This window comes from Tunicatimonas pelagia (genome assembly GCF_030506325.1).
GTDB classification, from domain to species: Bacteria; Bacteroidota; Bacteroidia; order Cytophagales; family Cyclobacteriaceae; genus Tunicatimonas; species Tunicatimonas pelagia.
Map to the genome: position 1 here is coordinate 769145 of NZ_CP120683.1, position 24728 is coordinate 793872.

The window sequence follows — 24728 nt, forward strand, 5'->3', positions numbered from 1 at the left end:
TACAACATATGCTTTTAAACCCCGCTGATACACCGATACTGCTCCCTGTATAAAGCACATGACAATTCATACTGACAAAACTGCCAGTACATTTAGCGCAATAGTTAGTAGGGGATTGTGTAGCAAGGATAAAGGCAAAGGTAGGGTGATTTTACTCATTTCAAAACGCCCTTCTGGGCAACATATCTCCAATTCTTACTCAGCTTAGTATTTCGCTAAGATGCAGCATAAATCTCACTATTTATATTTATTTTACTATAATATATTGTAATAATTATATTTTTATTACCTTTGTAGTATATCGCATAAATTTGCTTGCTTGTATGAACGTATCTTTTTACCCCTTTCTTACTCGCTTATCCGTTTTCCTTACACTAGGGGGCTTTTGGGCTTTTTCATCTTTAGCTCAATCGGTTACGGGTGCTTCTGAAGGGGTAAATCCAGTACCTAATACAATTGATTCTTTAGCCCAATCAGAGGAAGAAAAGTGGCAGCCGGTAGATACCACCTTGCAACATACCAACCAACACTTAGATACTTTAGAACAGGTTACCGATATTGATGCCAGCACGAAGAAACTAACTTCCCCCGTAGCGGATTCACTGAATAGCGTAGAGCAAACCGTTACCCAGCCCGTGGAATCGGTAATAGATACGACTCACCAACTACTAGATAAACTCGATGTCATCAAACAAACGAACCGTAAAGTTCAATCAGCCGAAGGGAAACTTAAAAGCAAAGTAACGAATACCAAACCTGTCCAAGATACCCAAAGCGCACTGGATAATATTGAACGAGAAACCGACCTTGCTGCCCCCGGTGCTGATCTCCCCAACGTTCCCGGATTAGCGGGGGATGGCCTGCCGGGTCAACCGGATCTTTCTACGGGTACGTTTCAAGAAATAAAGGCTCTTCCGGGAGAACACTTAGGTGAGGTAAAAGGCGTGGGTGATATCCAGCAAGCGAGTGAGCATCTGGGTACGGCGAAAGATATTACCGGAAAAGTAGGCACCTACGGTAAGGATGCCAAAGCCATTTCCCAAGGGAAGCTCAATGAGGTTGAACAGTTGCCCCAGGCGGGTGAGAAAGCCTTGTCAGGTACCAAAGAAATCCAGGCATTGAAAGAACAGGAAGGGGCACTAAAAGCGGTGCAAGGCCAGCCCGAAGAGCTCAAAGGGCAAATCAGCCAGTACGGTGATCAGGAATTTCTCAAGCAGAAAGCGAAACAAAAGCTCATTGAACAGTCCGTAGACCACTTTGCCGGGCGTACCCAAGAACTACAGGCCGCCCAACAGCAACTGTCCAAACTCAAGCGCAAATATTCCCACGTCAACACCCAAACGGGTAAGCTGGTGAAGCGCACTTCCCTCAAGGGCAAGTCGTTAAAAGAACGATTGACGGGTGGTTTTACCCTGCAAATCCATCAGGGGCCACCCACTGCTTTTGATATTTCCCCTTTCGTTGGGTATAAGTTGTCCAAACGTTGGTCATCGGGTATTGGGGGCACGTATCGTCTCGCCTTTGATGGCAATAATCGTCTCATTTGGGATTATCCGGTCTACGGCTTTCGGGGCTATACCCAGTGCCAACTGTTTAAGAAGTTTTTACTGCATGCCGAGTACGAGCGGCTACGGGCGTTAGTACCGAACCCCGCTACTTCACCGGATAATACTCAGCGGCAGTGGGTGGATGGTGTACTCGTTGGCGGGGGCAAACGGTACAATGTGACCAAGAAGATTAAAGGTAACGTGCTCTTCTTGCGTAACTTCACCTACCTTTCGCAAGGGCCGTACTCACTAAAGTGGAATATCCGGATGGGATTCTACATATAAGCAGTAGAGCCTATCACAGCCTACTGGCTTTCTATAAAGGAGATATACTTCAGTGAAGAGAAATGGTAAGACAATTCTTGCTCCTAGAAGCTCAACGAGACTTTATCAACAACTTTGCGTAACTCCTATGACCGTAAGTTGAAAGCAACACTCCCCACATAAGTGCTGCTAGCAATAGTTTCATATCTTGAATCTAGCAATAAATTTCTAATACTTAGGCCCGACTAGCCCCCTCTTGCGGAAAACATCTTGGTAAGATTATCTTTTCCCCGGGGGAGTTATTAGTTTTGTAGGTATGAATTTAGCTGAGGCGCTCCGTACTAATCCGATATTTGCGCTAGTAGCGAAAGCTGCCCAAGAGATGCAACGGGAAACTTACGTGGTAGGCGGTTACGTGCGCGACCTGTTGTTGAAACGCCCTTCTAAAGATATTGACTTTGTATGCGTAGGCGATGGTATTTCGCTAGCAAAAAAAGTAGCCGAACACCTAAAAACCCAAGCAGGTCATACCACTGATGTTACCGTTTTTAAAAACTTCGGTACCGCTATGGTTCGGCACCAAGACTATGAGCTAGAGTTTGTAGGAGCGCGCAAGGAATCGTACCAGCGCGATTCTCGCAAGCCGATTGTAGAAAATGGCACACTGCAAGACGACCAAAATCGGCGGGATTTCACCATTAATGCCTTGGCCATAAGCCTCAATAATGAAAACTACGGTGAGTTAATTGATCCATTTGACGGTGTAGGTGACCTAAAGCGTAAAACGATCAAAACTCCGCTTGATCCGGCGATTACTTTTTCTGATGATCCGCTACGGATGATGCGAGCGGTTCGCTTTGCCTCTCAGCTTTCGTTTGATATTGCCCCCAAAACCTTTGATGCGCTGATTGACCACGCCGAACGGCTTCAGATCGTTTCGCAGGAGCGAATTACTACTGAACTGAATAAGATTATTCTGTCGTCTCTGCCTTCCTACGGCTTCAAGCTTCTGTTTCACAGCCAATTACTTCATCAGTTTTTTTCTGAAATGGTGGCTTTGCAGGGAGTAGAAACCATTAACGGCAAATCACATAAAGATAATTTTTACCATACGCTACAGGTGTTGGACAATGTGAGTCAGGTGACGGATGACTTATGGCTACGCTGGGCCGCTATTCTGCACGACATCGCTAAACCGCCTACCAAACGTTTTCATCCTAAAGCGGGCTGGACGTTTCATGGGCACGAAGACCGAGGGGCTCGGATGGTTCCGCATATATTCCGACGGCTAAAGCTACCACTCGATCAGAAAATGAAGTTTGTGCAAAAACTAGTACGGCTACACCTACGCCCCATCGCCCTAGTGAAAAAGGAGGTGACCGACTCAGCAGTACGTCGCCTACTGTACGAAGCTGGCGATGATATTGAAGCGCTGATGAAACTATGCCGAGCCGATATTACCTCAAAAAACCACAGCCGGGTAAAACGATACTTGCAAAACTTTGATCGGGTAGAAGAAAAGATGCAGCTTGTAGAAGAAAAAGATCATCTGCGAAATTTTCAGCCAGTAATTACCGGAGAGGATATTATGGAAACTTTTAACTTGAAACCATCCCGCATTGTGGGTGATATTAAAAATGAGCTGAGAGAGGCGGTATTGGATGGCAAAATTCGTAACGAGCGAGAAGAGGCGTATGCCTACATGCTAAAGATTGCTACGGCCAAAGGGTTGCGACCTATTGATAATTGACTTTACAAAATAAAATTTATCTTTCGAGAGATTGAGGTAAACAATCTTTCGTGTAAAAGACTTTTCCGACCTGATCAATATGACGTTTCAAGTCAGTGTTTTTAATACTTTGATAACAAGAAATATCGAATTCATAAGGTAATAAGAGATCGTCTATTTCACTCTCTACCTTTGCTAATAATGATAAGCTAAGGTTGGTTCCCATTAGAGTAATATCTATATCCGAGCTTCGGCGGTAATTATTTCGAGCGCGAGAACCATACAAAATTGCTTTATCTATCTGAGGATAATGGGTAAAAACTTCTTGTATAGACCGTATGGTTTTGCTGCTTAATCCGTAGGTCATACTGAGTCAAGTAAATCCTCCTGGCTACCACCTCGTTTTTCTTCCATCTTTTCCCGAAACGCCAAAAATTGAGGATGGTAATCATTCATAATTTTGGTAAATATTTCGTCCGCTGTCTCTTCGTTATAAGTATGAGTGGTTAGGTTCCGACTTCTAATCATCTCCATCCACACCTCACCATCTGTAATTAAACCTGTGGAAAAAGCATTCCGAGTAGCATCTCTTGAACCACCTATATCAGTAAATCCCTGGTAATTAGCGTAATCCTTCATCACCTTCCAGGCTAACTCATGGGTATACTCAAAGCGTTGTATCAACCCTTCTTTGAGCATATCGTCCAAAAAATCGTCAGTATTTAGCACACCATTCTCATCCGTATACTCTGTCGTTATCGTATTTACAGCTTGGTCTAGTTTTTCCAACGCTTTGTTGTAGTTGCTAAATCGCTGCTCCCATCGTACATTTTGCTCACTCATTACTTACCTTAAACAGTTTACGCATTTCTACTTTTAGCTATTTAACAAACTCAAGCAATAATTCAAAGCGACTAATTTCGTTTTCCTATACCCAAAGGCCACCCATTACTATTCAACCATGGTCTCTTCCCGCACACGCTCGGCTACGGGTTGCATACCAATGCTGGACTTGATTCCGCTGAGCAGACTACGCCACCAGTAGCTAAAAATAGATCGGCTGGGGTCGCGCTCGTGTTCTATCTCCCCGACCCTAAAGAAGATTGCTTTCGGGTTATCGGCCTTTACTACAAACGCATTAGCGATCAGCGAACCCACTCGCTCGTCTAACCCGGGACGCCCTTTATTTTTATCAACCAGCAGAATGTTCAGATCATTGTAGTTGAAGCGCAATTCTCCGGTGGAGCGATCTCGGTTGCCCTGTACATAAAACCGCATACTGTTGGCTTGCCCTTCCCGAATATGAACAAAAGCCGAGTGCTCTAGTATGGGATTAATGGCTTTCAAATCCATAGAATCTAATTCTCCGTTCACAGTAAAGCTCATATCCTTATCGGTCATCGGAAACCTGAAGGAAACTTTGAGGTCACCCTGGCCCATCACCTGTGTTTTGGCAGTCATAGTAAAAACCACACTATCCTTTAAACGATCTGGATGATTGGTTGCATTGGTCAATAGGGCATTGAATTGCTCAAAGGTAATAATTCCGTCTTGGCTGGCATCAGGAACGCGTTCGGCGTAATTAATAAAACCGTTGGTTACCTGAATAGTATCTAGCGTTAGCAAGAAGTCCAGATCAAGCAGCATTTCCTGGTGCATGGGCAAGGTGCGCTCGTGGTTCCGGGGCACCCGAGCGTCTTTAAACGCATCTATCTGAATATCATCCAGTATCAGAGAGTGAGCATGAAGATGGCGTTGCTTTATCAACTCCTCAAAATCAATATCGTTAAAGCGAATGGTTTCAATCTGAGCGGCTACTCGTGTCTTTTGAAGAGGAAAAACCTTTTTATACAGGTAACGTGGTACCCGGGGAGCCAGCACAAACCCACTAATTTTGAGTTCAGGATTCTTGGTGGATAAGCTAATCTGATCAGCCTTGGCCGTATACAACGTATCGCTTAGCGCAAGTTGATAGTCATGAACCCGAACCAGCAAATCATCCGCTAACAGTAGTTTTCGGGTAATATTTTTTCTACTATCCTGCTCTGAAGGTTTGGTAATAAATTGATGATACGCCAGACTGTCTACTTGCAGTCCGATTAAGCTCAGGTCAACACGCTCCGCCCCGAACGCCGGCCTATCATCATCTTGGTTTTGGTAGATAGTTACCGTGCCGTTCGTAAAGTTAATATTATCAATGTTGTACGCTTCCAGGTAGGGAGAAGCTATCTCCGACCAAGCCAGGGGGGAGCTACTACTTGCCGAAGAATCCTTGCCGAATTGATAAACTTCAATAGCCGGGTTCATAATATTGACTCTTTCTACGTCTAGTTCGCCTTGCGTGAACATTTTTTCTACATCCAAATCAACTATGTGCAATGAGGGAGTAGCGAGCGATACCAGATTCTGCTGGGGGTAGTCACTAAAATTGGTAGCCTGAAAACCATATGGTTTAATAGCTAGGTCGCTTACCGATATTCGTTCATCCTGATTGGATAACACAACCTCCTTCGCTTGGATACTCTGATGAGCCTCGGGCAAACGTAGTAGATAATCGCTGATGTGGATATTAAAGTTAAGCTTATCAGCAAAAAGCATCTTGGCTTGCTGTTGCTGACTCAGCGAATCTATCGCCAGTTGGTACGCATTCAGTAATAACGTGTCGGCCTGAATATAGTGCAGCGTGTCTGAATCTGTTTGTACGTAGGAGAACACCCCTTCTTCTACCGAAAGCTGATTCACGTAAATTCCTTCGGTTACCGATTTGATTTTAGGATATATTTCTGCTTGCAATACACGACCTGGTTTAGTTGAACGCTTTGCTTGCCCTTTTTTTGTTGCGATAGATACATTAGGACGACGTACAATTACCTTTTCTACTTCCATTTCATTTTTGGTGAAGTAGCGAAAAAAGTTCATGCGGTGCAGAGCAAGCTGAGTTACTTGAAGATCGGTAGTATTATCTGCTGCATCTACGCTATCCTCTACCAAAAGTAGATTGTCAATAGTAAGTCGGTCGGAGTAAGAAGAGTACAGAAACCGCTCGGCAGTAAAGTTTTCGTCTTCTTCATCTACTGGCAAACTAAAATCAAATTTACCCATTGCAATTCGCGCCTCTTGGGCGTAGAACGGTCGCTCAGGAATGACGGTGGTCACTCGGTCTAACAGAAAATCGATGATACTCACATCTAATGAGGTGGTTGAGAACCGAACTTGAGGATCGTCATCATCAGACCGAAGGGTAATTGCTGCTTGCTGAATTTCTAACTTATTCACTGCTAGTTGATCGAGATAAGGCTCTACTTGCAGATATAGTTCCGGCATAGAAAAATCACTATTCCGACTTCTTTGCCCTTCCCCTACTTTCATGCTGATAGTAGGCGAAATAAGAGAAATTCGGTCGAGTTTAGCAACTTGAAGATTGTACAACTCGCCAAAATTAATTCCTTCTATGGCAAAGTAAGGAATTTCCATCTGCTCCATCTGGGTGGGCGATGACCGAACCGCTCGCCGATTAGGCCAAAACCTAACATCCTGCACATAGCCTTTAGCACCGAGCGTGGATAACCCTACCTCTTCGGCCTCCAACCATCCGCCTGATACTGCGCTAGCACGGTTGTAGGGAAACTGAAACCAGCTTCCTTTCATAGTCATATCTACCTCATCGGCAAATACGGCCACCTGAGATGAATACCGTACCACATCATCAATAGCAATAAGTGGATGAGCCTCGTTTCCGATACTTACATTTTCGTAGTAGCCCCGGAACTTATCTACGTGGGCTATCTTGGTGAAACCATCCTTCCGATTATTCATGTTCATGATCTCAACGTGACCATGATCTAGGTTTAGCATTTTTACTAGCATCTGCTCTAGCCAAGCATTGGTTCGGTTAGGGGCGATTACCGGATATAAATTAAGGCGAGCGTGACTCCAATTGTAGAATATTTGCTTAATGGTAATATCAGAGGTATCGGTTGCAGCAGGTGATATTTGGCGGGGCAAATTGCCGAAAGGCGTATCCGAAAAGTTGGCAATTGCCACTTCGGGCTGGCTTACCCAAATGCTATCAATATCAGCAAACTTAGTGAAGGACAGATTTTCCAGATCGATACCAAAAATTTTCACTTGAGAGGTTCGAATATCATAGCCCAGATTCGGGGGTTGAGAATCAATTAGAAAAAGGGCTAGTGAGTCAACCCGAGGTTGCACTCGGGCTGAGTCGAAGACCAAGTTACAGGCGTAGCGAGCCTGCCGATTGGTTTGTATACTAAATTGATCTACCGTAAAATAATGCTGAAAATCGGCGAACCAGATGCGAATATTTTTTCCCTCTCCATCAATACTATCCATCGGCAATACGTGGCTCAGCGAATCCACCTTCCGTTGACTCACCGTAGAATCGAGCTGAAAATCGTTGAAGGATAGCGAATACTGGGGCACATCGAGCCATGATACTGTATCGGTATCTACCTGAAAAAACTGCAACTGCCCATCGGTAAGGCTAAACTGATTAATGCTGATGCGCTTCCACTGCTCACTGATGAGAGCATACAAAGTGTCAGGATGAACCCTCGACAGATGCGACAACGATCGCTCAGACTCTTTTTCCGAAGAAGCAGCGACCCGTGAGTAGCCTTTTATCTGAGGAAATTTCAGGAGTAACGTATCAACCGAGATTGTTTTTTCTCGGTAAATCTCCAGCAGATCTATGTCGGTCATCTCCAGCAAAGGTACGGTTAAAGAGTACCACTGAGCAGAATCTTGGACTCGTAACGGCTTGAGTTCTAAATTCTGAAAAGTGAGTGCTTTCTTCTGAGTAGAAAAAGATAAAGTATCGGCTACTACGGCGTAGCTGCTATCGGGTAGCACCACCCGGTAGTCTCCTAGCTTTACTTGAATATCTTCGGTAAACAACAATCGGCTTTTTTCTTGCCGAACTGTTGAATCAATCCAGAAATTTTGCAGCACAATCGTTACCCGATGGGCAAACCAGTCGCTCTGTTGAGCAGTAAGTGTGTCGATTTCAGCAACGGGCGTAGTTCGCTTGTCCAGAAAAAAAGAGGCATTGGCAATTTCCAGTTTATCGAAGGAGAAGAGATCAACGTACTCCCGCACCGCGTTATAGATTTGAGTTTCTTGCTCCCTAATAACTTGCTGCAACTGTTCGTCCTCCGAAGTATCGCCTGTTTTCGAGGTATCTACCACTTGCACCGCGATAATTTCGGGCGACTCCAGATATATTTCTTCTAATTGAATCTGACTACTACGATACACCTCCCACAAATGTAACCCACTAACACTGAGGGTTGGCACGGAAATACGATAATTGGTTTGAGGATCTTTTAAATCGTTCGAGATGGGTAGCCCGCTGTGGTAGGCTAAATCCGTTACACCGATTGTCCCACCCAGTAGGTTTAACCGTAGCTCACCAAAATCTAACTCAGGCATTCGTTCCGGATGAAAGCGCGCTTTGGCGTATTCGCGAAAAGCCACCAGAATAGATTCTCGCAAAATTTCGTCACCCAAAAAGAAAAGTAATGACTGTAACAATAAGACCAACCCTACGGTGCTGCCGGTAATCCACAAAAAAATAGAATGTGCTTTCTTCTTTTTCAAACCAAATGCACTTGAGTTCCGAACGGCTAGCTAGTGGATAGTATAGTAGAAGTGCCTCAATAAAGGAAATAATTTAGATTTCACCAACACTCCCGTTGTTGAAACTCCAACGGAACTCAAGCTAAAAAGCTATCTGGATAGCACCACATCGGAACCAGATTGCCTCTCTTTTCCTGATTAATTGCGGCGTGAACCTGTCCAAAGAATTATCCCGATAACCAGTACAATAACGCTTATGATAAGCGGGGTATAATTAGCCTGACTTACTACTACATCCATACCCAACACACTGAAGCTATCGGAGTCTTCCAGTACCTGCATTCCGGTAATGGTAGTGCTGACTAGGCCGATTAGAGTAAGTATGATACCAATGGTTCGTTTCATGCAATGTTTATTAAGTTAGACGAAGGCGAGCTACCCTCTCATCAGAATAAATTCATCTGGTCTTTTTTCTTACCCTTAAAGTCCCATACCACTTCATCTCCGGTAGTTTTGTACGGATCTTTTTTTTCGGTAGCCGTATCATCCTCTTCATCGCTTTTCTGCGGGGCAGCGGTGGGTTGAGTAGCCAGTAATTTTACATCTTTCACTTTATGCTTGGACAAGCGATTGCCTAAGGCTCGCCAGCCTTTCACATCGACCAGCACATCTAAATCAAAGGTTTGGTGTTCGTGTTTACGACTGCCATCCCGAATAAAGGTGAGATCAATTTGAGGTTGGCGGTCGGTAGAAGCTACCAGTAGTTTTGAACTGCGGGCATCGGTAATAAATGAGAACCGCCGATCAGGCGTAGTGGTTTCTACCAAAAAGCGCTTCACGTAGTACTGCTTGGAGTTACCGTCGTAGTACACGGCAGATATTGGCTTGTTCTTATCAAATTTCTCGAGCAGTACCGTCTGGTTAGGATCAAACTTGTTGGTGAGTTCGTAATTTTTCAGCTCGTAAGAACCGTCTTTAAAGATGGCCATCAGCTTGTCATCTCCTTCAAAGGTGCCCAGAAAGCGGCCTCGCTTATCGGTGTTCAGTGTACCGACGATATCGTCGTACCAGATTTCGATGCCACCTAGCGTAGATTCTCCGTCGACAATCTTTTCAATCTTGCGGATCGGGTACTTGGTTAGAATATTACCATTGGCTCCGCGCCCTTTTATATCTAACGTGGCAAAATCAAAGTCAAACTTTTTGATCTTGGCTCGGGCCCGCGCCGACAAACTCACGGAGATTACTTCGGCCTCGGCATTGGGGTTGGCGGTGAAGTAGAGTACTTTTGAGCCTTTGCTACCCTTAGTCAGATCGTATTCTTTATCGCGGGTGACGGCCAGTACCTGGAATCGTTTAATCATAGATCGGCCACTGGCTCCGTCAAGGTAAACCAAGTTGTAGACCCGTCGTTCGTCATTTTTACGGAATACATCGGCGTGAAGAATATTCTTGCCCACAAATACTTTATCGGAAATTCGGGTCACTACGCATTTTCCGTCTTGCCGGAATACAATGATATCGTCAATATCCGAGCATTCGGTAACCATTTCCACATCGTTTCCTTTCTTAAGACCGTAGCCAATGAAGCCATCTTTATAATTGACGTACAGCTTTTCGTTGTTCGCCGCTACAATATTCGCACTAATCGTATCAAACGTTTTGATCTCAGTTTTGCGCTCCCGCCCTTTTCCGTACTTGCTCAGTAGCTTTTTGTAGTAGGCAATGGCGTATTCTTTGATGTGCTCCAGATCGTGTCGGGTTTGCGCTAAGTCGTCTTGCAAGCGTTTCATCAACTCGTCGGCCTTAAAGCTATCGTACTTAGAAATTCGCTTAATTTTGATTTCAGTGAGGCGAACCAGATCGTCTTCCGTAATCTCCCGGTAAAATTGTTTTTTGAAGGGCTGTAAGCCTTTATCAATTCGGCTTAGCACTTCTTCCCAGGTTTCGGCTTCCTCAATATCGCGGTAAATACGATTTTCAATGAATATTTTCTCCAATGAGGCAAACAGAATTTTCTCTAACAGCTCTCCCTCTTTGATTTGAAGCTCCTGCCGAAGTAGATCCACTGTTTGCTCCGTCGATTGTTTGAGCAACTCGTTGATGGTGACAAAACGCGGTTTATCGTCTACAATGATGCAGGCATTGGGGGAAATAGAAACTTCGCAATCGGTGAATTTATAGAGCGCATCTTTAGTAATTTCCGGCGATTGCCCGGGAGCCAACTGCACCAGTATTTCTACCTCTTTGGCGGTGTTGTCTACCACCTTCTTAATTTTGATTTTCCCCTTATCGTTGGCTTTGATGATAGAGTCAATTAGGCTGTTGGTGGTAGTTCCGAACGGAATATCACGAATTACGAGGGTTTTCTTATCGTACTCCTCCATCGTAGCCCGTACCCGAACCTTTCCCCCTCGCTTGCCCTGGTTGTAGTCCGTTACGTCAATAGTACCTCCGGTAGCAAAATCGGGGAATAAACTGACTTTCTTGTTACGAATGGTATCGATACAGCCCTGAATTAGCTCAACGAAGTTGTGAGGCAAAATTCGGGTAGAAAGCCCCACGGCAATTCCTTCTACTCCCTGCGCCAGTAATAGTGGGAATTTTACCGGAAAGGTAATGGGCTCCCGCTTCCGCCCATCGTAAGATAATTGCCAACCGGTAGTCTGCGGATTAAATATTACATCCAGCGCAAATTTAGATAGCCGAGTTTCAATATAGCGAGCCGCCGCCGCCCGGTCTCCCGTCCGAATATCTCCCCAGTTTCCCTGAGTATCTAGCAGTAGGTTTTTCTGACCCAGCCCCACCATCGCATCACCGATGGAAGCATCACCGTGCGGGTGGAATTGCATAGTTTGACCAATGACATTGGCTACTTTATGAAAGCGCCCGTCGTCCATTTCCTTGAGGGCGTGCAAGATGCGTCGCTGTACTGGCTTCATGCCATCTTCTATCGCCGGAACGGCTCGCTCTAGTATTACGTAAGATGCGTAGTCGAGGAAATAATCCTCGTACATCTGATCTAAGCTTTCCAGGTTTTCTAATCCACCGTCTGCGGTCAATTCACTCATAATGGGTTTTCTCTATTGCTTAATTGTTAATTGCAGGGGATGTTTTGCACATTACTAACTTTCATTGTCATTGTTCGGGCGTACGGATGCGCTCCTCAAAATCATCAATCTTCTTGGTCTTTTCCATCCATGCTTGAACAATGTCCGTCAAAGCATTTACTGAAGCAATCATTCGTTCACCGTACTCCTTTTGCTGCTTTTCAGATTTGTCCATACGATCAACTAATTGTGAAAGAAGCCCGCTATGCTGATCTTGACGTTTTAGACTCTCAGCTAGAAGCTCGACTATTCTATCCTCATTTTTCATAATATTAAAAGTTTAACTTTAGACTATCTCTTCCACCAAATCCTTTTCTACCCGCAGTCTATCAATAATAAACTCTTGGCGGTTAGAGGTGTTCTTTCCCATGTAAAACGTTAGTAGCTTTTTGGTGTTGGTTTCATCGTCAAGTAGTACTGGCTCTAGCCGAATGTCTTCGCCAATAAACTGCCCAAACTCGTCGGGAGAAATCTCACCTAAACCTTTAAATCGGGTAATTTCGGGCTTGCTGCCCAGCTTTTCCATCGCTCGTTGCTTTTCTTCTTCGTTGTAGCAATAAATGGTTTCTTTTTTATTCCGAACCCGGAAGAGCGGAGTCTCTAGAATAAATACGTGCCCCTGCCGTACCAAATCGGGGAAGAACTGCAAGAAGAACGTTAGCAGCAACAAGCGAATATGCATTCCGTCTACGTCGGCATCCGTGGCTACAATAATTTTTTGGTAACGCAAACCGTCTAGCCCATCCTCAATATTCAAAGCGTGTTGCAACAGGTTGAACTCCTCATTTTCGTACACCACTTTCTTCGTTAGTGAGAAGCAGTTTAGTGGTTTTCCCCGCAGACTAAACACCGCCTGAGTTTGCACATCGCGGGCTTTGGTGATAGAACCACTGGCCGAATCTCCCTCGGTGATGAACACCATCGTATCCGGTCGACGATCTTCTCCTTTGCCATTGTGCTTATCGTCCAAATGGATGCGACAATCGCGTAGTTTCTTATTATGTAAGTTCGCTTTTTTAGCCCGTTCGTTGGCTAGCTTTTTGATACCCGCAATTTCCTTGCGCTCCCGTTCCGACTGTTTAATTCGTTTTTCCAGTGCCTCAGCTACGGGTTTATTGCGGTGCAGAAAATTATCTAGCCGTTGCTTAATAAAATCGCCCACAAACTGCCGCATTGATGGCCCTTTGGGAGCCACATTGAGTGAACCTAGCTTGGTCTTCGTCTGTGATTCAAACACCGGTTCCTGCACTCGTACTGAAACTGCCGCCACAATGCTGTTGCGAATGTCCTGTACATCATACTGCTTGTTGTAGTGCTTCCGCACGGTTTCTACAATGGCTTCGCGGAAGGCTTGCAGGTGGGTTCCACCTTGCGTAGTATACTGTCCGTTGACAAAGGAATAGTACTCTTCGCCGTACTGGTCAGAATGAGAAAGAGCCACTTCAATGTCATCACCCTGGAGGTGAATGATAGGGTAGCGTAGGCTTTCTTCTTTGGTTTTCTTTTCCAGCAGATCTTTTAAGCCATTTTCCGAGCGGAACTTCTTCCCATTGAAAATAATGGTAAGCCCAGCGTTGAGAAAAGCGTAGTTCCAGATTTGATTTTCAATATACTGCGGGCGGAAGTGAAAATTCTTAAATACCTTACCGTCGGGTTCGAAGACGATAGAGGTTCCGTTTTTCTGATCAGATTTACCAATACGGGCATCTTTTATAACGTCGCCTCGGTCAAACTCAGCGAGTTTCGTTTTTCCATCTCGGAACGATTGTACCTTGAAGTAGGTAGAAAGCGCGTTCACGGCCTTAGTTCCCACTCCGTTCAGCCCTACCGACTTTTGGAACGCTGCCGAATCGTACTTACCGCCGGTGTTAATTTTAGAAACACAATCTACCACTTTTCCGAGCGGAATGCCCCGCCCGTAGTCGCGCACCTCTACCCGATGGTCGGTAATGCTGATTTCAATGGTTTTACCAAAGCCCATCACGTACTCATCAATACTGTTGTCAATGACTTCTTTCAGTAGTACGTAGATACCATCATCGGCCGAAGAACCATCACCCAGCTTACCAATGTACATACCGGGTCGTAGGCGAATATGCTCGCGCCAATCTAAGGATCGGATACTATCTTCGTTGTATGTTGCGGTGTTATTTGCCATAGTTAGTAGTTATGATCTTCAATATTAAAGAACCTATTTGTTTTGAAGAACGGAAACTGAAAAAAATAATTTGATTTGAAAGTTCAAATATACTTAAAAAAAGTATTTTATACTCATAATAATTATTTTATTCAATAATATTTTTGGCGGTCTAAAGATATCTGAGTCTTGAACGGCCGAACACCACAGTGCTAAACGGTGATTGTCAACCCATCGTAAGCAATTTGCACATTACCGGGCAGTTCTTTTTCTACATTGCGATGGGTTCCCATACGGTGGCTAAGATGGGTAAAGTAAGCTTGCTTTGGTTGCAGTTCTTCTACCATCGCCAGGGCTTCGTCAAGCGTAAAATGAGAGATGTGGGGTTGTTTTTGCAGGGCGTTGAGTACTAAAACTTTACTGCCTCTAATTTTCTCTTTTTCCTCTTCAGCAATAGTTTTAGCATCGGTAATGTAGGTGAAGTCATGAACCCGAAAACCTAAAACCGGAAGTTTGTAATGCATCACTTCTACCGGTTGAAGGGTAACACCCGCTGCTTGAAAAGGGGCTAAGCCAATTGAGTGCAAATCAATTTGGGGCACGCCCGGATATTTTTTTTCGGCAAAAACGTAAGAAAACTCCCGCTTTAGGCTTTCCTGTACCCGGGGGTGGGCATAAACGGGCATTGAACGCTGTTGCAAGAAATTAAAGCTCCTTACATCGTCCATTCCGGCGGTATGGTCTTTGTGCTCATGGGTAAACACTAGCGCATCTAATTGGCGGATACGATTAGCCAGCACCTGCTGCCGAAAGTCCGGTCCCGAGTCAATAATGATACTTTTCCCATTTACTTCGATATGCACTGAAGTCCGCAGCCGTTTATCGCGAAAATCTACCGAAGTACACACCTCGCAACTGCACCCAATCACTGGCACACCCTGAGAGGTGCCCGTACCTAAAAATGTTACTTTCAAAGTGGATTAGGTATTTCCAGCAGATCTACTAATAGTTTTCGTTGCTTAGGCGATAGCTTTTCCGGGTCAATATCTAACTGCCGGACTATTTCCAGCAAGCAATTAATTTTTCCTTCCAGCGTGTAGTACTTATTCACGATCACCAAGCAGGTATCGCGCAAGATGCAATAGCCTGATTTAAAACTCCCCTTCTCGTAACGCAGCACATAGCCCGACTCATTGAGCAATTCTTCTAGTTTGCGAAGATAATGAGGGGTGTATTTTATTTGCATAGCTTGTTGATGAATAATGACTGATGATTAGTGTCTTTCATCAGTCATTAATCATTATTCATTCGTCATTATTCAGTGTGTTTTTTAACTACTTCTACTAAATGGTCGAAGTTGATTGGCTTAGGAATGTACTCATCCATACCCGCTTTTTGAAAATCTTCTTCGGTGTAATTACTAGCATTGCCAGAAATGGCAATAATGGGTACCTGCGACTTCTTATCATCATCCATGCTACGGATTTGCTTACTGCATTCCATACCATTCATCTTTGGCATATTAATATCCATTAGAATGATGTCGTAGTTTTTCTGCTTCAGCATATCCAGCACTTGCTGTCCATCGCGAGCTGATTCAATATCGTAATTTTGGAACTGAAGGACTTTCTTGGTAAGGTTCTGTATTACCGAACTATCTTCGGCTACAAGCACTTGTTTTCTATCAGACATGATCTTAATTTTTCTGGTTGATACATAGGTTATTCTTTGTAACTCTCCTGGAATCGGACAAATTCCCGAGTGAGGGTTTTAAAATCCTGATGAAGGTTGTTCAGTTTGTTTTCTTTCACGTTTGATTCAATGAGTTTAGTATAATACGCAATACTTTCCAAACCCAACGTGCCAGCGTTGCCTTTCAATGTGTGCAATTTAGATAAAATTTGCTGATAATCGCGCTTTTCTATCCCTACCGCCGCATCAGCCAATAATTCTTTCGCCTCCATTTCAAACTCTTGCAAGCTCTCTACTACCAACTCCCTACCCCCGTATTTTTCCAGCGTTTTCAGTGTATCCCAATTGATTAGTTGCTGGTGGGCATCCGCTGCTTCGTAAATACTCGACGGGTCCTCTTCTTGTCCCACCCCTAGCAAAGCAGCAGTTTTGGTAATAATATTTTTTCTAATAGGCTTAGCCAAATAATCATCCATCCCCGCCTTCATAAATTTTTCTTTATCGCCCGGTAGCGAGTAAGCAGTGAGAGCAATAATAGGGGGAACTTCTGCAAGGTTCAATGCCCGAATCCGACGGGTTGCTTCAATACCGTCCATACCGGGCATCTGGATATCCATGTAAATAACATCAAATGTTTGCTGTTGCACAATGCCGATAGCCTCTTCGCCGCTACTGGCCAATACTACCTCGCAGCCGCTCTTTTTAAGCATCTGGTACACCACCTTACGATTAATGGCATTATCATCTACCACCAACACTTGCGGAGTGCTATCGGTAAAGTAGATAGTAGCGTCTTCGACCGAAGTTGGCTGAACCTCGTCAGCTTGTGCTTCCTGAGCTACGAAGGTAAACCAAAAAGTACTGCCCTGATCCGGTTCGGAATACACTCCGATATCGCCCTGCATTAGGCTAGTGAGTTGCCGGGCAATGGATAAGCCTAGCCCCGTACCCTTGTATTTCTTCGAGGTAGATGGGTCTACCTGATTAAAGCTTTCAAACAGCTCATCTTGGTCTTTCTGAGATATACCAATACCAGAGTCCTGCACTAAAACTTTGATTGTGTGCTGGTTGGCTGGAGTATCACTCTCCCCCTCAAGAATAACTTTCTCTACCTGAACAAGCACTTGCCCGTGTTCAGTAAATTTAATAGCGTTAGAAGTAAGATTAGATAATATTTGTAGCAGCCGGATTTCGTCTACCCAAATATGCTTAGGCAAGTCTGCTTCGATCTGATACGCAAACCGGATATTTTTAGAGGCAGCTTGCTGAGCAAAAAGATTATGGTTTTTCTCCAGTATTCTTTCTAGCGGCAGGGCGGTGAAGTGCAACTGCATTTTGCCCGCTTCTATTTTAGATAAATCTAGAATATCATTTAGAATGGTGAGCAGCGTTTCGGAAGAATACTTAATAGTTTGCACATAGTCGGCCTGCTCTTCGTTCAAACGGGTATCGGCCAGCATATCCACCATGCTGATTACTCCGTTCATCGGAGTCCGAATTTCGTGACTCATATTGGCTAGGAAGGCTTCTTTGGCTTTTAAGGATTGCTCCGCCACATCTTTGGCTTTTTGCAGCGCGCGGGTGGTTTCTTTCAGTTGGGTGATGTCGCGCAGCACCCCTTCTATTTCGGTGGTTTTACCCGATAAGTTGCCGATTAATCGTACGTTGCAGATACAAGGAATTAGCTTACCCGATTTGCTAATTACAGTGGCCTCAAAGTTTCGCACCCGCTTGTTTTTCACCAATTGACGAATAAGGTTTTTGGTTTTCTTATCGTACAGATAGTAGTTGGTAATATCTTTTCCCTGTACCTCGTCTACGGCATAGGCCGTAAGCTCCTGTACCGACGGGCTAATCATCGTCATTGTTCCGTCTAAGCGGCAGCGGAAGTAAATATCTTGAAATGACTCAAAGATGGTTCGGAACTTTTCTTCACTCTCGGTTAAGGCTTGCTCTGACTGACGACGCTGGGTAATATCGTGGGCAATACCCGAAACCTCCCGAATGCTACCATCTTCGCGGTAGATCGGGTTCAGAAAAACTGATTTCCAGATCACTACGTCCTTACCAAAGCGCATCTTCGCCTCAAAGTGGGCAATATCTCCTTCAAATACTTGCAAGTATTTTTCCCTCCACTGCTCCAGATACCGCTCCGTGGTTTTTTCATCTAACGGATTATATACCTCACCCACCATTGGCTCTACCCCGAAGTGAGAGCGAAAAGTGTTCTTGAAATTACGATTAAAGGTAGTAAGGCGTAAATCTTGGTCTACTGACCAAATAAGATGCGTGCTACTTTCAAAGATTGCCCTTAACTGCCCCGTGTAATCTCGTAAGGCTTCTTCGCTTCGCTTTCGTTCTACAATCAGGGCAATTTGCCCGGAAACAAAATCAAGCAGCTCAAAATCATTAATGCCTACTTGGTTGGCTTGATCAAAATTTTGCAAAGCAAGTATTCCCACTACTGTACCCCGAATTTTGAGCGGAATGCCTATCCAGATTTTAGGAATCATAGGCGCAGCCGGAATCTTTTTTGACTGCTGTAGCTCAAGAATATCAGACTGATGCAGGAATAGCGGTCGGTTTACGAGTATGGTGTACTGGCAAAGTGCTTCTAAGGCTTTGTGCTGACTTTCGTGCTCGTAACGCTCAGTATCTTGGCCTTTTTCATAGACAAAGTTTAACTGATCTTCCCGCCAAGTAGCGATAATTAAATCTTCGGTAGCTACGGTTCTATTCAGCTCTCGGTGGATATTTGGATACAAATTATCCAAGGTCGGGCTTTGTAACACTAGGTTTGAAATGCTGTAGTACAAGCTCCGGGACTGATCTGCCCGCACCTGCTCGCTAACATCATGAAAAACACCTCGCACCCGCGTTTTTCCATCCTGTAAGCTAGCCGTTAGTGTGCCAGAAACGTGAATAAGTTCACCCCGACTCGAGGTAAATGCAAACCGAAAATTATCTGATTGCTCTTGGATTAAGATTCGCTGCCAGAATGCCTGAAACTGTTCTCGGTAATTGACCGCAACAATATCGAGCAAGGATACTTTCTCTATTTCGGCGTCCCGATACTTTAGCTTTACGTGAAAAGCTTTATTAGCCATCAAAACTTTTCCCTCCTCATCCGCTACCACAATCAGATCGTAAGAGCGGTTGTAGAGTTCCGCCAACTGCCGATTACTTTGTTGCAGCTTCTTTCGCACTTGTTTGTACTGTGTAATATCTTCAGCAATGATTGTAAGCCCCTGGCTACCTTCCTGATGAAGAATGATGCTTTGGATATTGATGGTCAGTTTATGGCCAGATAAGGTGCGAATGAATCGCTTAATACTACTATTTTCTTTACGTGTTTTAGTTAGCTTAATAAATTGCCCAATCGTAAGCTTCTCACCCCGTAGCGGCTCCAGCTCATCGAACAAATTATGACCCTGCATCTGTTCTGATGACCGTCCTACTGCGTGAGCAAAAGCATGATTACAATACGTGATTTCCCCCAACTGATTAGTAGACACCACTAGTAGCTCAGCGTGCAGTAACGAGTTTTGCAGGTGAGTCAGCGAGACCGCCTCCATCTGCTCGCTGCGTTGCATCTGGGCAATTTCTGCCTTCAGTTGCTGGTTCTCTTGTTCTAAAGATGATATTTTCTCAATACTCGCCATAGAGGAGTTATGGATTTTTCTAATTTACGGAATAAGCAAGTACAAATCCAAAGTCTGGTATTTTCCGTAATGCTGGTTATGACATCATCAACGCTTATTATGGTCGTGGGACCTACTGCCGTAGGAAAAACGAAAGTGTGTATTCGGTTAGCTCAACACTATCAAACCGAAATTGTCTCCACTGATTCCCGGCAGTTTTACCGCGAGATGACGATAGGAACCGCTAAGCCAAACCCTGATGAGTTGGCTCAAGTTCCGCACCATTTGGTTAATAGTTTACCAATTACCCAAGCGTACGACGTAAAGCAGTTCGAGCAAGATGCGTTATCACTTACTGAGCAACTGTTCCGAAAATACTCATTCGTAGTAGCCACTGGCGGCTCGGGCTTATACGTGAAAACGCTCTGCGAAGGGATAGATGCTATGCCAGATATTTCGGAAGAATCGCGTAACTTTTGGCAGGAGCAATATCAAACCAAGGGGTTAAATTTCTTACTGGAAGAACTTCGGCGAATCGATCCGATTTACTACGAGCAGATAGATCAGCAAAACCACCGTCGCGTACTGCGAGCATTAGAGGTTTACCGTAGTTCGGGGAAGCCTTTTTCTGAATTTAGGAACCAGCGAAAACCCCTACAACCCCGTCCGTTTCAAATTATCAAAATTGGGCTTACTATGAACCGTGATACGCTCTACCAACGAATTAATCAGCGGGTAGACCAGATGATTGAAGCCGGATTAGAAGCCGAAGCCAAGACCTTGTTACCGTATCAACACCTGAATGCGCTACGTACGGTAGGCTACCAAGAATGGTTTCCGTACTTTGCAGGACAATACGACCGGGATGAAGCCATTCGCCTGATTAAACGTAATAGCCGGCGTTACGCCAAACGGCAGTGGACCTGGTTTAACCAAGATCCGGAAATCAAATGGTTTGACTCCGATCTATTGAGCGGTCAGTTGCTCTCTAGCCTGATTAAGCACATCGACAATCAAATGATTAATGAATGATGAGTGGTGATTGATGTCTACCACGTAGCTATAGTTCATTAATCATTGTTCATTAATCATTACCCTTCTATGCACCATAACTATTACTTTTTACGTCAGCTCACCAATGTACTTCGCGATCAGTTGCTCGGCTGGAAATTAGGGGCGTGCTTTAGTCAGAATAAAGACGAGCTGATTTTGGGGTTCTACCACGCGTCCAATCAGAAAGAGCTTTTCATTAAAGCCCACTTCGCTTCTTATTTCTGTTGTCTACAGTTTCCGGTTCAGTTTCATCGGGCTAAGCGCAACAGCATTGATTTATTTTCGCAACTTCTGGATCAGGAAATCACTGAAATTCAGCAGTTTACTAACGAACGCAGTTTTTGGTTGCATTTTGGCGAACAGGGTTTATTATTCAAGATGCACGGCAACCGGGCGAACGTGCTGCTTACCGAAGGTAACCAAGTTACTGATGTTTTTCGCAGCAGCTTGGCTAACGATTATTCGCTGGACATTTCTTCTCTAAACCGTCCGCTCGCTATTGACCGCACTACGTTTGATGCTGTTGAGGGAAATATCCGGCAGCTTTACCCCACCTTTGGGACAATTCCTCTCGCTTATTTGCAGCAGCAAGATTACGAAAACAAATCGCCCGACGAGCAGTGGCAGTTACTCCAGTCACTTCTTACCCAACTGGAGAACCCTGACCAATACTTGGTAGTAGAGTGGCAGGGCAAGCTGCACCTAAGCTTACTTTCAATAGGAAGCATAGTGGCACAGTTTGCCGAATCAATACCCGCCCTGAATGATTTTTTTCTTCGTAAAATCAAGCGTATTCGGCTCGATAGCCTGAAAGGGAAATTGCTGCAGAAACTAGAGAAGCAAAAAAAACAAAGTGAGCAGTATATCAGGAAAAATCAGCGTACTTTAGAAAAACTGGAAACCGGACTGCAACATCAGCAGATAGCGGATATTCTGATGGCCAACCTGCACCAAATTTCGGAAGGAGCCACGGAAGTAGCGTTGTACGATTTTTATCACGACCAAACGGTAACTATCAAGCTGAACCAACGGCTTTCGCCTCAGAAAAATGCTGAGCGTTACTACCGTAAAGCCAAAAACCAAAAAATAGAGATTGCCCAACTTCGCAAAAATATTGAGCAGAAAGAGACCCAGCAAATCGATACCGAAGTTCACTTGGAACATCTAGAACCATTGGCTGATTTATCGAAAATTCAACAATACGCTGAGGAATATCAGTTGCTGAGTGGAAAGGCCGAAGAAGAAAGAAGCTTTCCGTTTCGGGTGTTTGATCTGGACGGCTACACGGTTTGGGTGGGAAAGAGCGCTAAAAACAACGACGAACTACTTCGGAACTACTCCCGTAAGGATGATCTATGGTTACACGCCAAAGACGTGACCGGCTCGCACGTTATTATTAAACAACAAGGCAACCAACCTCCCCCACCCTACATTATTGAGCAAGCTGCCCAAATTGCCGCTTACTACTCTAAACGAAAAAGTGATTCTCTCTGCCCTGTGATTGTTACCCCTCGCAAATACGTTCGCAAATCTAAGAACTTACCTCCGGGCGCCGTGATGGTTGACCGCGAAGAAGTAGTAATGGTGGAGCCAAAATTGCCGAAGTAGTTTATGGTGTTACCGTTAGCAGTGTCTTGACAGAAATCAGTATCTATTTTTGTATATTCACATACGGCAACGGTATAGCGAGAAAAGATCAGTCGGGAGTAAACGATTGTAAATGTTTTCAAGCGTTTAATCTATTTAAAATGAATAGCCCACACCCTCTAAGAAAAGTAATAACTAATATTTTTTTCTTAGTAAATTTAGGCATTAATCCAACGAAAACATCATAGATATATGACAAATAAACGCACCGGTGCGTTTATACAGTTGTTGTGCCTAATGTGAAGAAATAGAAACCACATTACAAATTCGTAACTTTCGAGAATGGAATATTGGGAAGAGATAAATGAAAAGTTGAAGCCTTGGGTGGACTCTGATTTGAATAAAACAGTAGTTGACCTTTTTGCGGGTTGCGGTGGGCTTTCCCTTGGTTTCGAAGCTCATGGGTTTCGAACGATTGGTTATGAAATGGACGAACCAGCCACCCAGACATACAATAAGAACTTGATTGGACAATGCTTCAACGAAAAGCTGACAGTAGAATCGGTATACCCAAAGGCGGATGTCGTGATTGGTGGACCACCTTGTCAGCCATTTAGTGTTGGTGGCAAGCAGCTTGGCTTGAAAGATTCTAGAGATGGATTCCCAATTTTCTTATCTGCAATCAGACAACTTGACCCTGAAGTCCTGTTATTTGAGAATGTTCGTGGAATGCTTTACAAGAATAAATGGTATTTGAAGGAAGTCATAGAAGAACTTGAAAGCTTAGGGTATTTTATCAATTATGCCCTTTTGAATGCTCTGAACTACGAAGTACCACAGAACAGAGAACGAGTTATAGTAATCGGGTCAAAGAAAAAAATAAACCTACCAAAAAAGGTAAATAGAAAGGTAACGGCAGGTCAAGCATTAGGGGAGCTCGCTTTTCAATTTGATGAAGATTCTAAGTTCTTTACTGAATCCATGGACAGATATGTCGCCAAGTATGAAAAGGCTTCCAAGTGCATAAATCCAAGAGACTTATACTTAGATAGACCTGCAAGAACATTGACATGTAGAAATTTAGCGGGTGCAACAGGAGACATGCATCGAGTTCGATTAAAGGATGGGAGAAGACGCAGAATTACGGTTAGAGAAGCTGCGAGACTTCAAAGTTTTCCTGATTGGTTTGAATTCTCAGGAACAGAAACACATCAGTTTAACCAAATCGGAAATGCTGTTGCACCTTACTTCGCATATCATTTGGCACTAAACATCAAAAATCATTTGACAGACGGTGTTGAAGCCCACTATATCACTACGGAAAACGACCAATTAAAATTATTTGAGAATGAAGCAGTATATCAGTCCCGATAAATCCAAAACCTTTAGGGAGAAAAGCAAACAGGTACAGGAACTGATAAACACCACACTTTTTATTCTTGAGACATTTGGAATTCCATTGGATTCAACCCCGAGAAGGTTGGAAAGAATGGCAATCGCATTTCTAGCAAGTGGTGACATCAAAAAACTTTCGGATTTTAAACGTGCAAAAGACCTAAATAGTGGTCATTCCTTGAAAACAAGGGATATAATCATCTATGTTAACAAGCATTTTGGAGAAGACATTAGCTCGGGTTCTTATGATGACATTCGAAGAAAAGACCTCAAGTTGCTAACGGTTGCAGAAATCGTTTTACAATCTAGCCCAAACTCAGCAACCAACGACTCGACAAGGGGCTATTCAATCAACCCAACATATGCCGAACTTCTTAGAGCATTTGGCTCAAAGAATTGGGAGAAAATGGTATCTGACAAGCTCAAGAATATCGAGCCTATCAGTAAAAAACTTAAACGCCAAAGGGAAATGGCAAAAGTTAATGTAACTCTTCCTTCGGGTGGCGAACTAACTTTTTCCGCGGGAGAACACAACGATTTACAAAAGGCAATAATTGAAGATTTTCTTCCAAGATATGGACATGGTGCAGAAATCCTTTATGTTGGCGACACTTCTGACAAATATCTGTATTTGGAGAAAGAAAAACTTGAAAAATTGAACTTCTTCGAAATTTCACACGAAGAATTACCAGATGTGATTGCCTGTTCCAAGAAAAAGAATTGGCTTTACTTGATTGAAGCAGTGCATTCATCAGGGCCAATCAGTGAATTACGGTTGATTCAACTTCAAAAGTTGACTAAGGGCTGTAAAGCAGACATTGTATATGTAACTGCATTTTTGAACAGACCAAAGTTTCGACAATTTATGGCTGACATTGCTTGGGAAACTGAAGTTTGGATAGCAGATAATCCTGACCGCTTGGTTCACTTCAATGGGGATAAGTTTTTGGGTCCATATAAGGAAGAAAAGTAAAA

Annotated in this window: 17 protein-coding genes; 6 read left to right on the forward strand and 11 right to left on the reverse strand. The window is 44.0% G+C overall.

Annotated elements, in window-relative coordinates; all coding sequences use genetic code 11:
* The first annotated feature begins 323 nt into the window (after positions 1-323).
* Both P0M28_RS03075 and P0M28_RS03080 read left to right on the forward strand, forming a co-directional pair.
* Entirely contained in the window at positions 324-1832 is a 1509-nt protein-coding gene (locus P0M28_RS03075) for a hypothetical protein (RefSeq protein ID WP_302207993.1), read from the forward strand.
* A gap of 295 nt (positions 1833-2127) precedes the next feature.
* A complete protein-coding gene (locus tag P0M28_RS03080; RefSeq protein WP_302207994.1) occupies positions 2128-3561 on the forward strand; it encodes a CCA tRNA nucleotidyltransferase in 1434 nt (477 codons plus the stop codon).
* Positions 3562-3577: 16 nt separating this feature from the next.
* On the opposite strand, the gene P0M28_RS03085 is transcribed toward P0M28_RS03080, so the two are convergent.
* The 11 genes from P0M28_RS03085 to P0M28_RS03135 all read right to left on the reverse strand — a co-directional run bounded on the left by P0M28_RS03085 (position 3578) and on the right by P0M28_RS03135 (position 19739).
* Positions 3578-3907: a nucleotidyltransferase domain-containing protein gene (locus P0M28_RS03085; RefSeq protein ID WP_302207995.1), complete on the reverse strand. Its 330-nt coding sequence runs from the start codon at positions 3905-3907 to the stop codon at positions 3578-3580.
* Positions 3904-4383: a nucleotidyltransferase substrate binding protein gene (locus P0M28_RS03090; RefSeq protein ID WP_302207996.1), complete on the reverse strand. Its 480-nt coding sequence runs from the start codon at positions 4381-4383 to the stop codon at positions 3904-3906. The genes P0M28_RS03085 and P0M28_RS03090 overlap by 4 nt, the downstream gene beginning before the upstream one ends.
* Before the next feature lie 108 nt (positions 4384-4491).
* The gene (locus tag P0M28_RS03095) at positions 4492-9159 is read right to left on the reverse strand and encodes a DUF748 domain-containing protein (protein ID WP_302207997.1); all 4668 of its coding nucleotides are present in this window, start codon (positions 9157-9159) and stop codon (positions 4492-4494) included.
* 177 nt (positions 9160-9336) lie between these two features.
* Positions 9337-9543 (reverse strand): hypothetical protein, encoded by a 207-nt coding sequence (locus tag P0M28_RS03100; RefSeq protein WP_302207998.1) that lies wholly within the window; start codon positions 9541-9543, stop codon positions 9337-9339.
* Between the two features lie 41 nt (positions 9544-9584).
* On the reverse strand, positions 9585-12209 hold the full coding sequence (locus tag P0M28_RS03105; protein ID WP_302207999.1) for a DNA gyrase/topoisomerase IV subunit A: 2625 nt from the start codon (positions 12207-12209) through the stop codon (positions 9585-9587).
* 67 nt (positions 12210-12276) lie between these two features.
* Positions 12277-12423, reverse strand: coding sequence for a hypothetical protein (locus P0M28_RS03110; protein ID WP_302208000.1), 147 nt, complete (start codon positions 12421-12423; stop codon positions 12277-12279).
* A 111-nt stretch (positions 12424-12534) separates the two neighbouring features.
* Positions 12535-14406: a DNA topoisomerase IV subunit B gene (locus tag P0M28_RS03115; RefSeq protein WP_302208001.1), complete on the reverse strand. Its 1872-nt coding sequence runs from the start codon at positions 14404-14406 to the stop codon at positions 12535-12537.
* 191 nt (positions 14407-14597) lie between these two features.
* Positions 14598-15359, reverse strand: coding sequence for an MBL fold metallo-hydrolase (locus P0M28_RS03120; RefSeq protein ID WP_302208002.1), 762 nt, complete (start codon positions 15357-15359; stop codon positions 14598-14600).
* Positions 15356-15631, reverse strand: coding sequence for a hypothetical protein (locus P0M28_RS03125; RefSeq protein ID WP_302208003.1), 276 nt, complete (start codon positions 15629-15631; stop codon positions 15356-15358). The genes P0M28_RS03120 and P0M28_RS03125 overlap by 4 nt, the downstream gene beginning before the upstream one ends.
* Positions 15632-15699: 68 nt before the next feature.
* A complete protein-coding gene (locus P0M28_RS03130; RefSeq protein WP_302208005.1) occupies positions 15700-16077 on the reverse strand; it encodes a response regulator in 378 nt (125 codons plus the stop codon).
* A 29-nt stretch (positions 16078-16106) separates the two neighbouring features.
* On the reverse strand, positions 16107-19739 hold the full coding sequence (locus P0M28_RS03135; RefSeq protein WP_302208007.1) for a PAS domain S-box protein: 3633 nt from the start codon (positions 19737-19739) through the stop codon (positions 16107-16109).
* A gap of 78 nt (positions 19740-19817) precedes the next feature.
* On the opposite strand from P0M28_RS03135, the gene miaA reads away from it, so the two are divergent.
* The 4 genes from miaA to P0M28_RS03155 all read left to right on the forward strand — a co-directional run bounded on the left by miaA (position 19818) and on the right by P0M28_RS03155 (position 24726).
* Positions 19818-20750: a tRNA (adenosine(37)-N6)-dimethylallyltransferase MiaA gene (gene miaA, locus P0M28_RS03140; protein WP_302208008.1), complete on the forward strand. Its 933-nt coding sequence runs from the start codon at positions 19818-19820 to the stop codon at positions 20748-20750.
* Between the two features lie 69 nt (positions 20751-20819).
* Entirely contained in the window at positions 20820-22379 is a 1560-nt protein-coding gene (locus tag P0M28_RS03145; protein ID WP_302208010.1) for an NFACT family protein, read from the forward strand.
* A gap of 321 nt (positions 22380-22700) precedes the next feature.
* On the forward strand, positions 22701-23732 hold the full coding sequence (locus P0M28_RS03150; protein WP_302208012.1) for a DNA cytosine methyltransferase: 1032 nt from the start codon (positions 22701-22703) through the stop codon (positions 23730-23732).
* The gene (locus P0M28_RS03155; protein ID WP_302208013.1) at positions 23707-24726 is read left to right on the forward strand and encodes a BsuBI/PstI family type II restriction endonuclease; all 1020 of its coding nucleotides are present in this window, start codon (positions 23707-23709) and stop codon (positions 24724-24726) included. The genes P0M28_RS03150 and P0M28_RS03155 overlap by 26 nt, the downstream gene beginning before the upstream one ends.
* The last annotated feature ends 2 nt before the right edge of the window (positions 24727-24728 follow it).

Excerpts from the sequence above, each read along its gene's own strand:
- P0M28_RS03075 (WP_302207993.1), top strand. The coding sequence starts at position 324 with ATGAACGTATCTTTTTACCCCTTTCTTACTCGCTTATCCGTTTTCCTT.
- P0M28_RS03080 (WP_302207994.1), top strand. The coding sequence starts at position 2,128 with ATGAATTTAGCTGAGGCGCTCCGTACTAATCCGATATTTGCGCTAGTA.
- P0M28_RS03085 (WP_302207995.1), bottom strand. The coding sequence starts at position 3,907 with ATGACCTACGGATTAAGCAGCAAAACCATACGGTCTATACAAGAAGTT.
- P0M28_RS03090 (WP_302207996.1), bottom strand. The coding sequence starts at position 4,383 with ATGAGTGAGCAAAATGTACGATGGGAGCAGCGATTTAGCAACTACAAC.
- P0M28_RS03100 (WP_302207998.1), bottom strand. The coding sequence starts at position 9,543 with ATGAAACGAACCATTGGTATCATACTTACTCTAATCGGCCTAGTCAGC.
- P0M28_RS03105 (WP_302207999.1), bottom strand. The coding sequence starts at position 12,209 with ATGAGTGAATTGACCGCAGACGGTGGATTAGAAAACCTGGAAAGCTTA.
- P0M28_RS03110 (WP_302208000.1), bottom strand. The coding sequence starts at position 12,423 with ATGGACAAATCTGAAAAGCAGCAAAAGGAGTACGGTGAACGAATGATT.
- P0M28_RS03115 (WP_302208001.1), bottom strand. The coding sequence starts at position 14,406 with ATGGCAAATAACACCGCAACATACAACGAAGATAGTATCCGATCCTTA.
- P0M28_RS03125 (WP_302208003.1), bottom strand. The coding sequence starts at position 15,631 with ATGCAAATAAAATACACCCCTCATTATCTTCGCAAACTAGAAGAATTG.
- P0M28_RS03130 (WP_302208005.1), bottom strand. The coding sequence starts at position 16,077 with ATGTCTGATAGAAAACAAGTGCTTGTAGCCGAAGATAGTTCGGTAATA.
- P0M28_RS03135 (WP_302208007.1), bottom strand. The coding sequence starts at position 19,739 with ATGGCGAGTATTGAGAAAATATCATCTTTAGAACAAGAGAACCAGCAA.
- miaA (WP_302208008.1), top strand. The coding sequence starts at position 19,818 with ATGACATCATCAACGCTTATTATGGTCGTGGGACCTACTGCCGTAGGA.
- P0M28_RS03145 (WP_302208010.1), top strand. The coding sequence starts at position 20,820 with ATGCACCATAACTATTACTTTTTACGTCAGCTCACCAATGTACTTCGC.
- P0M28_RS03150 (WP_302208012.1), top strand. The coding sequence starts at position 22,701 with ATGGAATATTGGGAAGAGATAAATGAAAAGTTGAAGCCTTGGGTGGAC.
- P0M28_RS03155 (WP_302208013.1), top strand. The coding sequence starts at position 23,707 with ATGAAGCAGTATATCAGTCCCGATAAATCCAAAACCTTTAGGGAGAAA.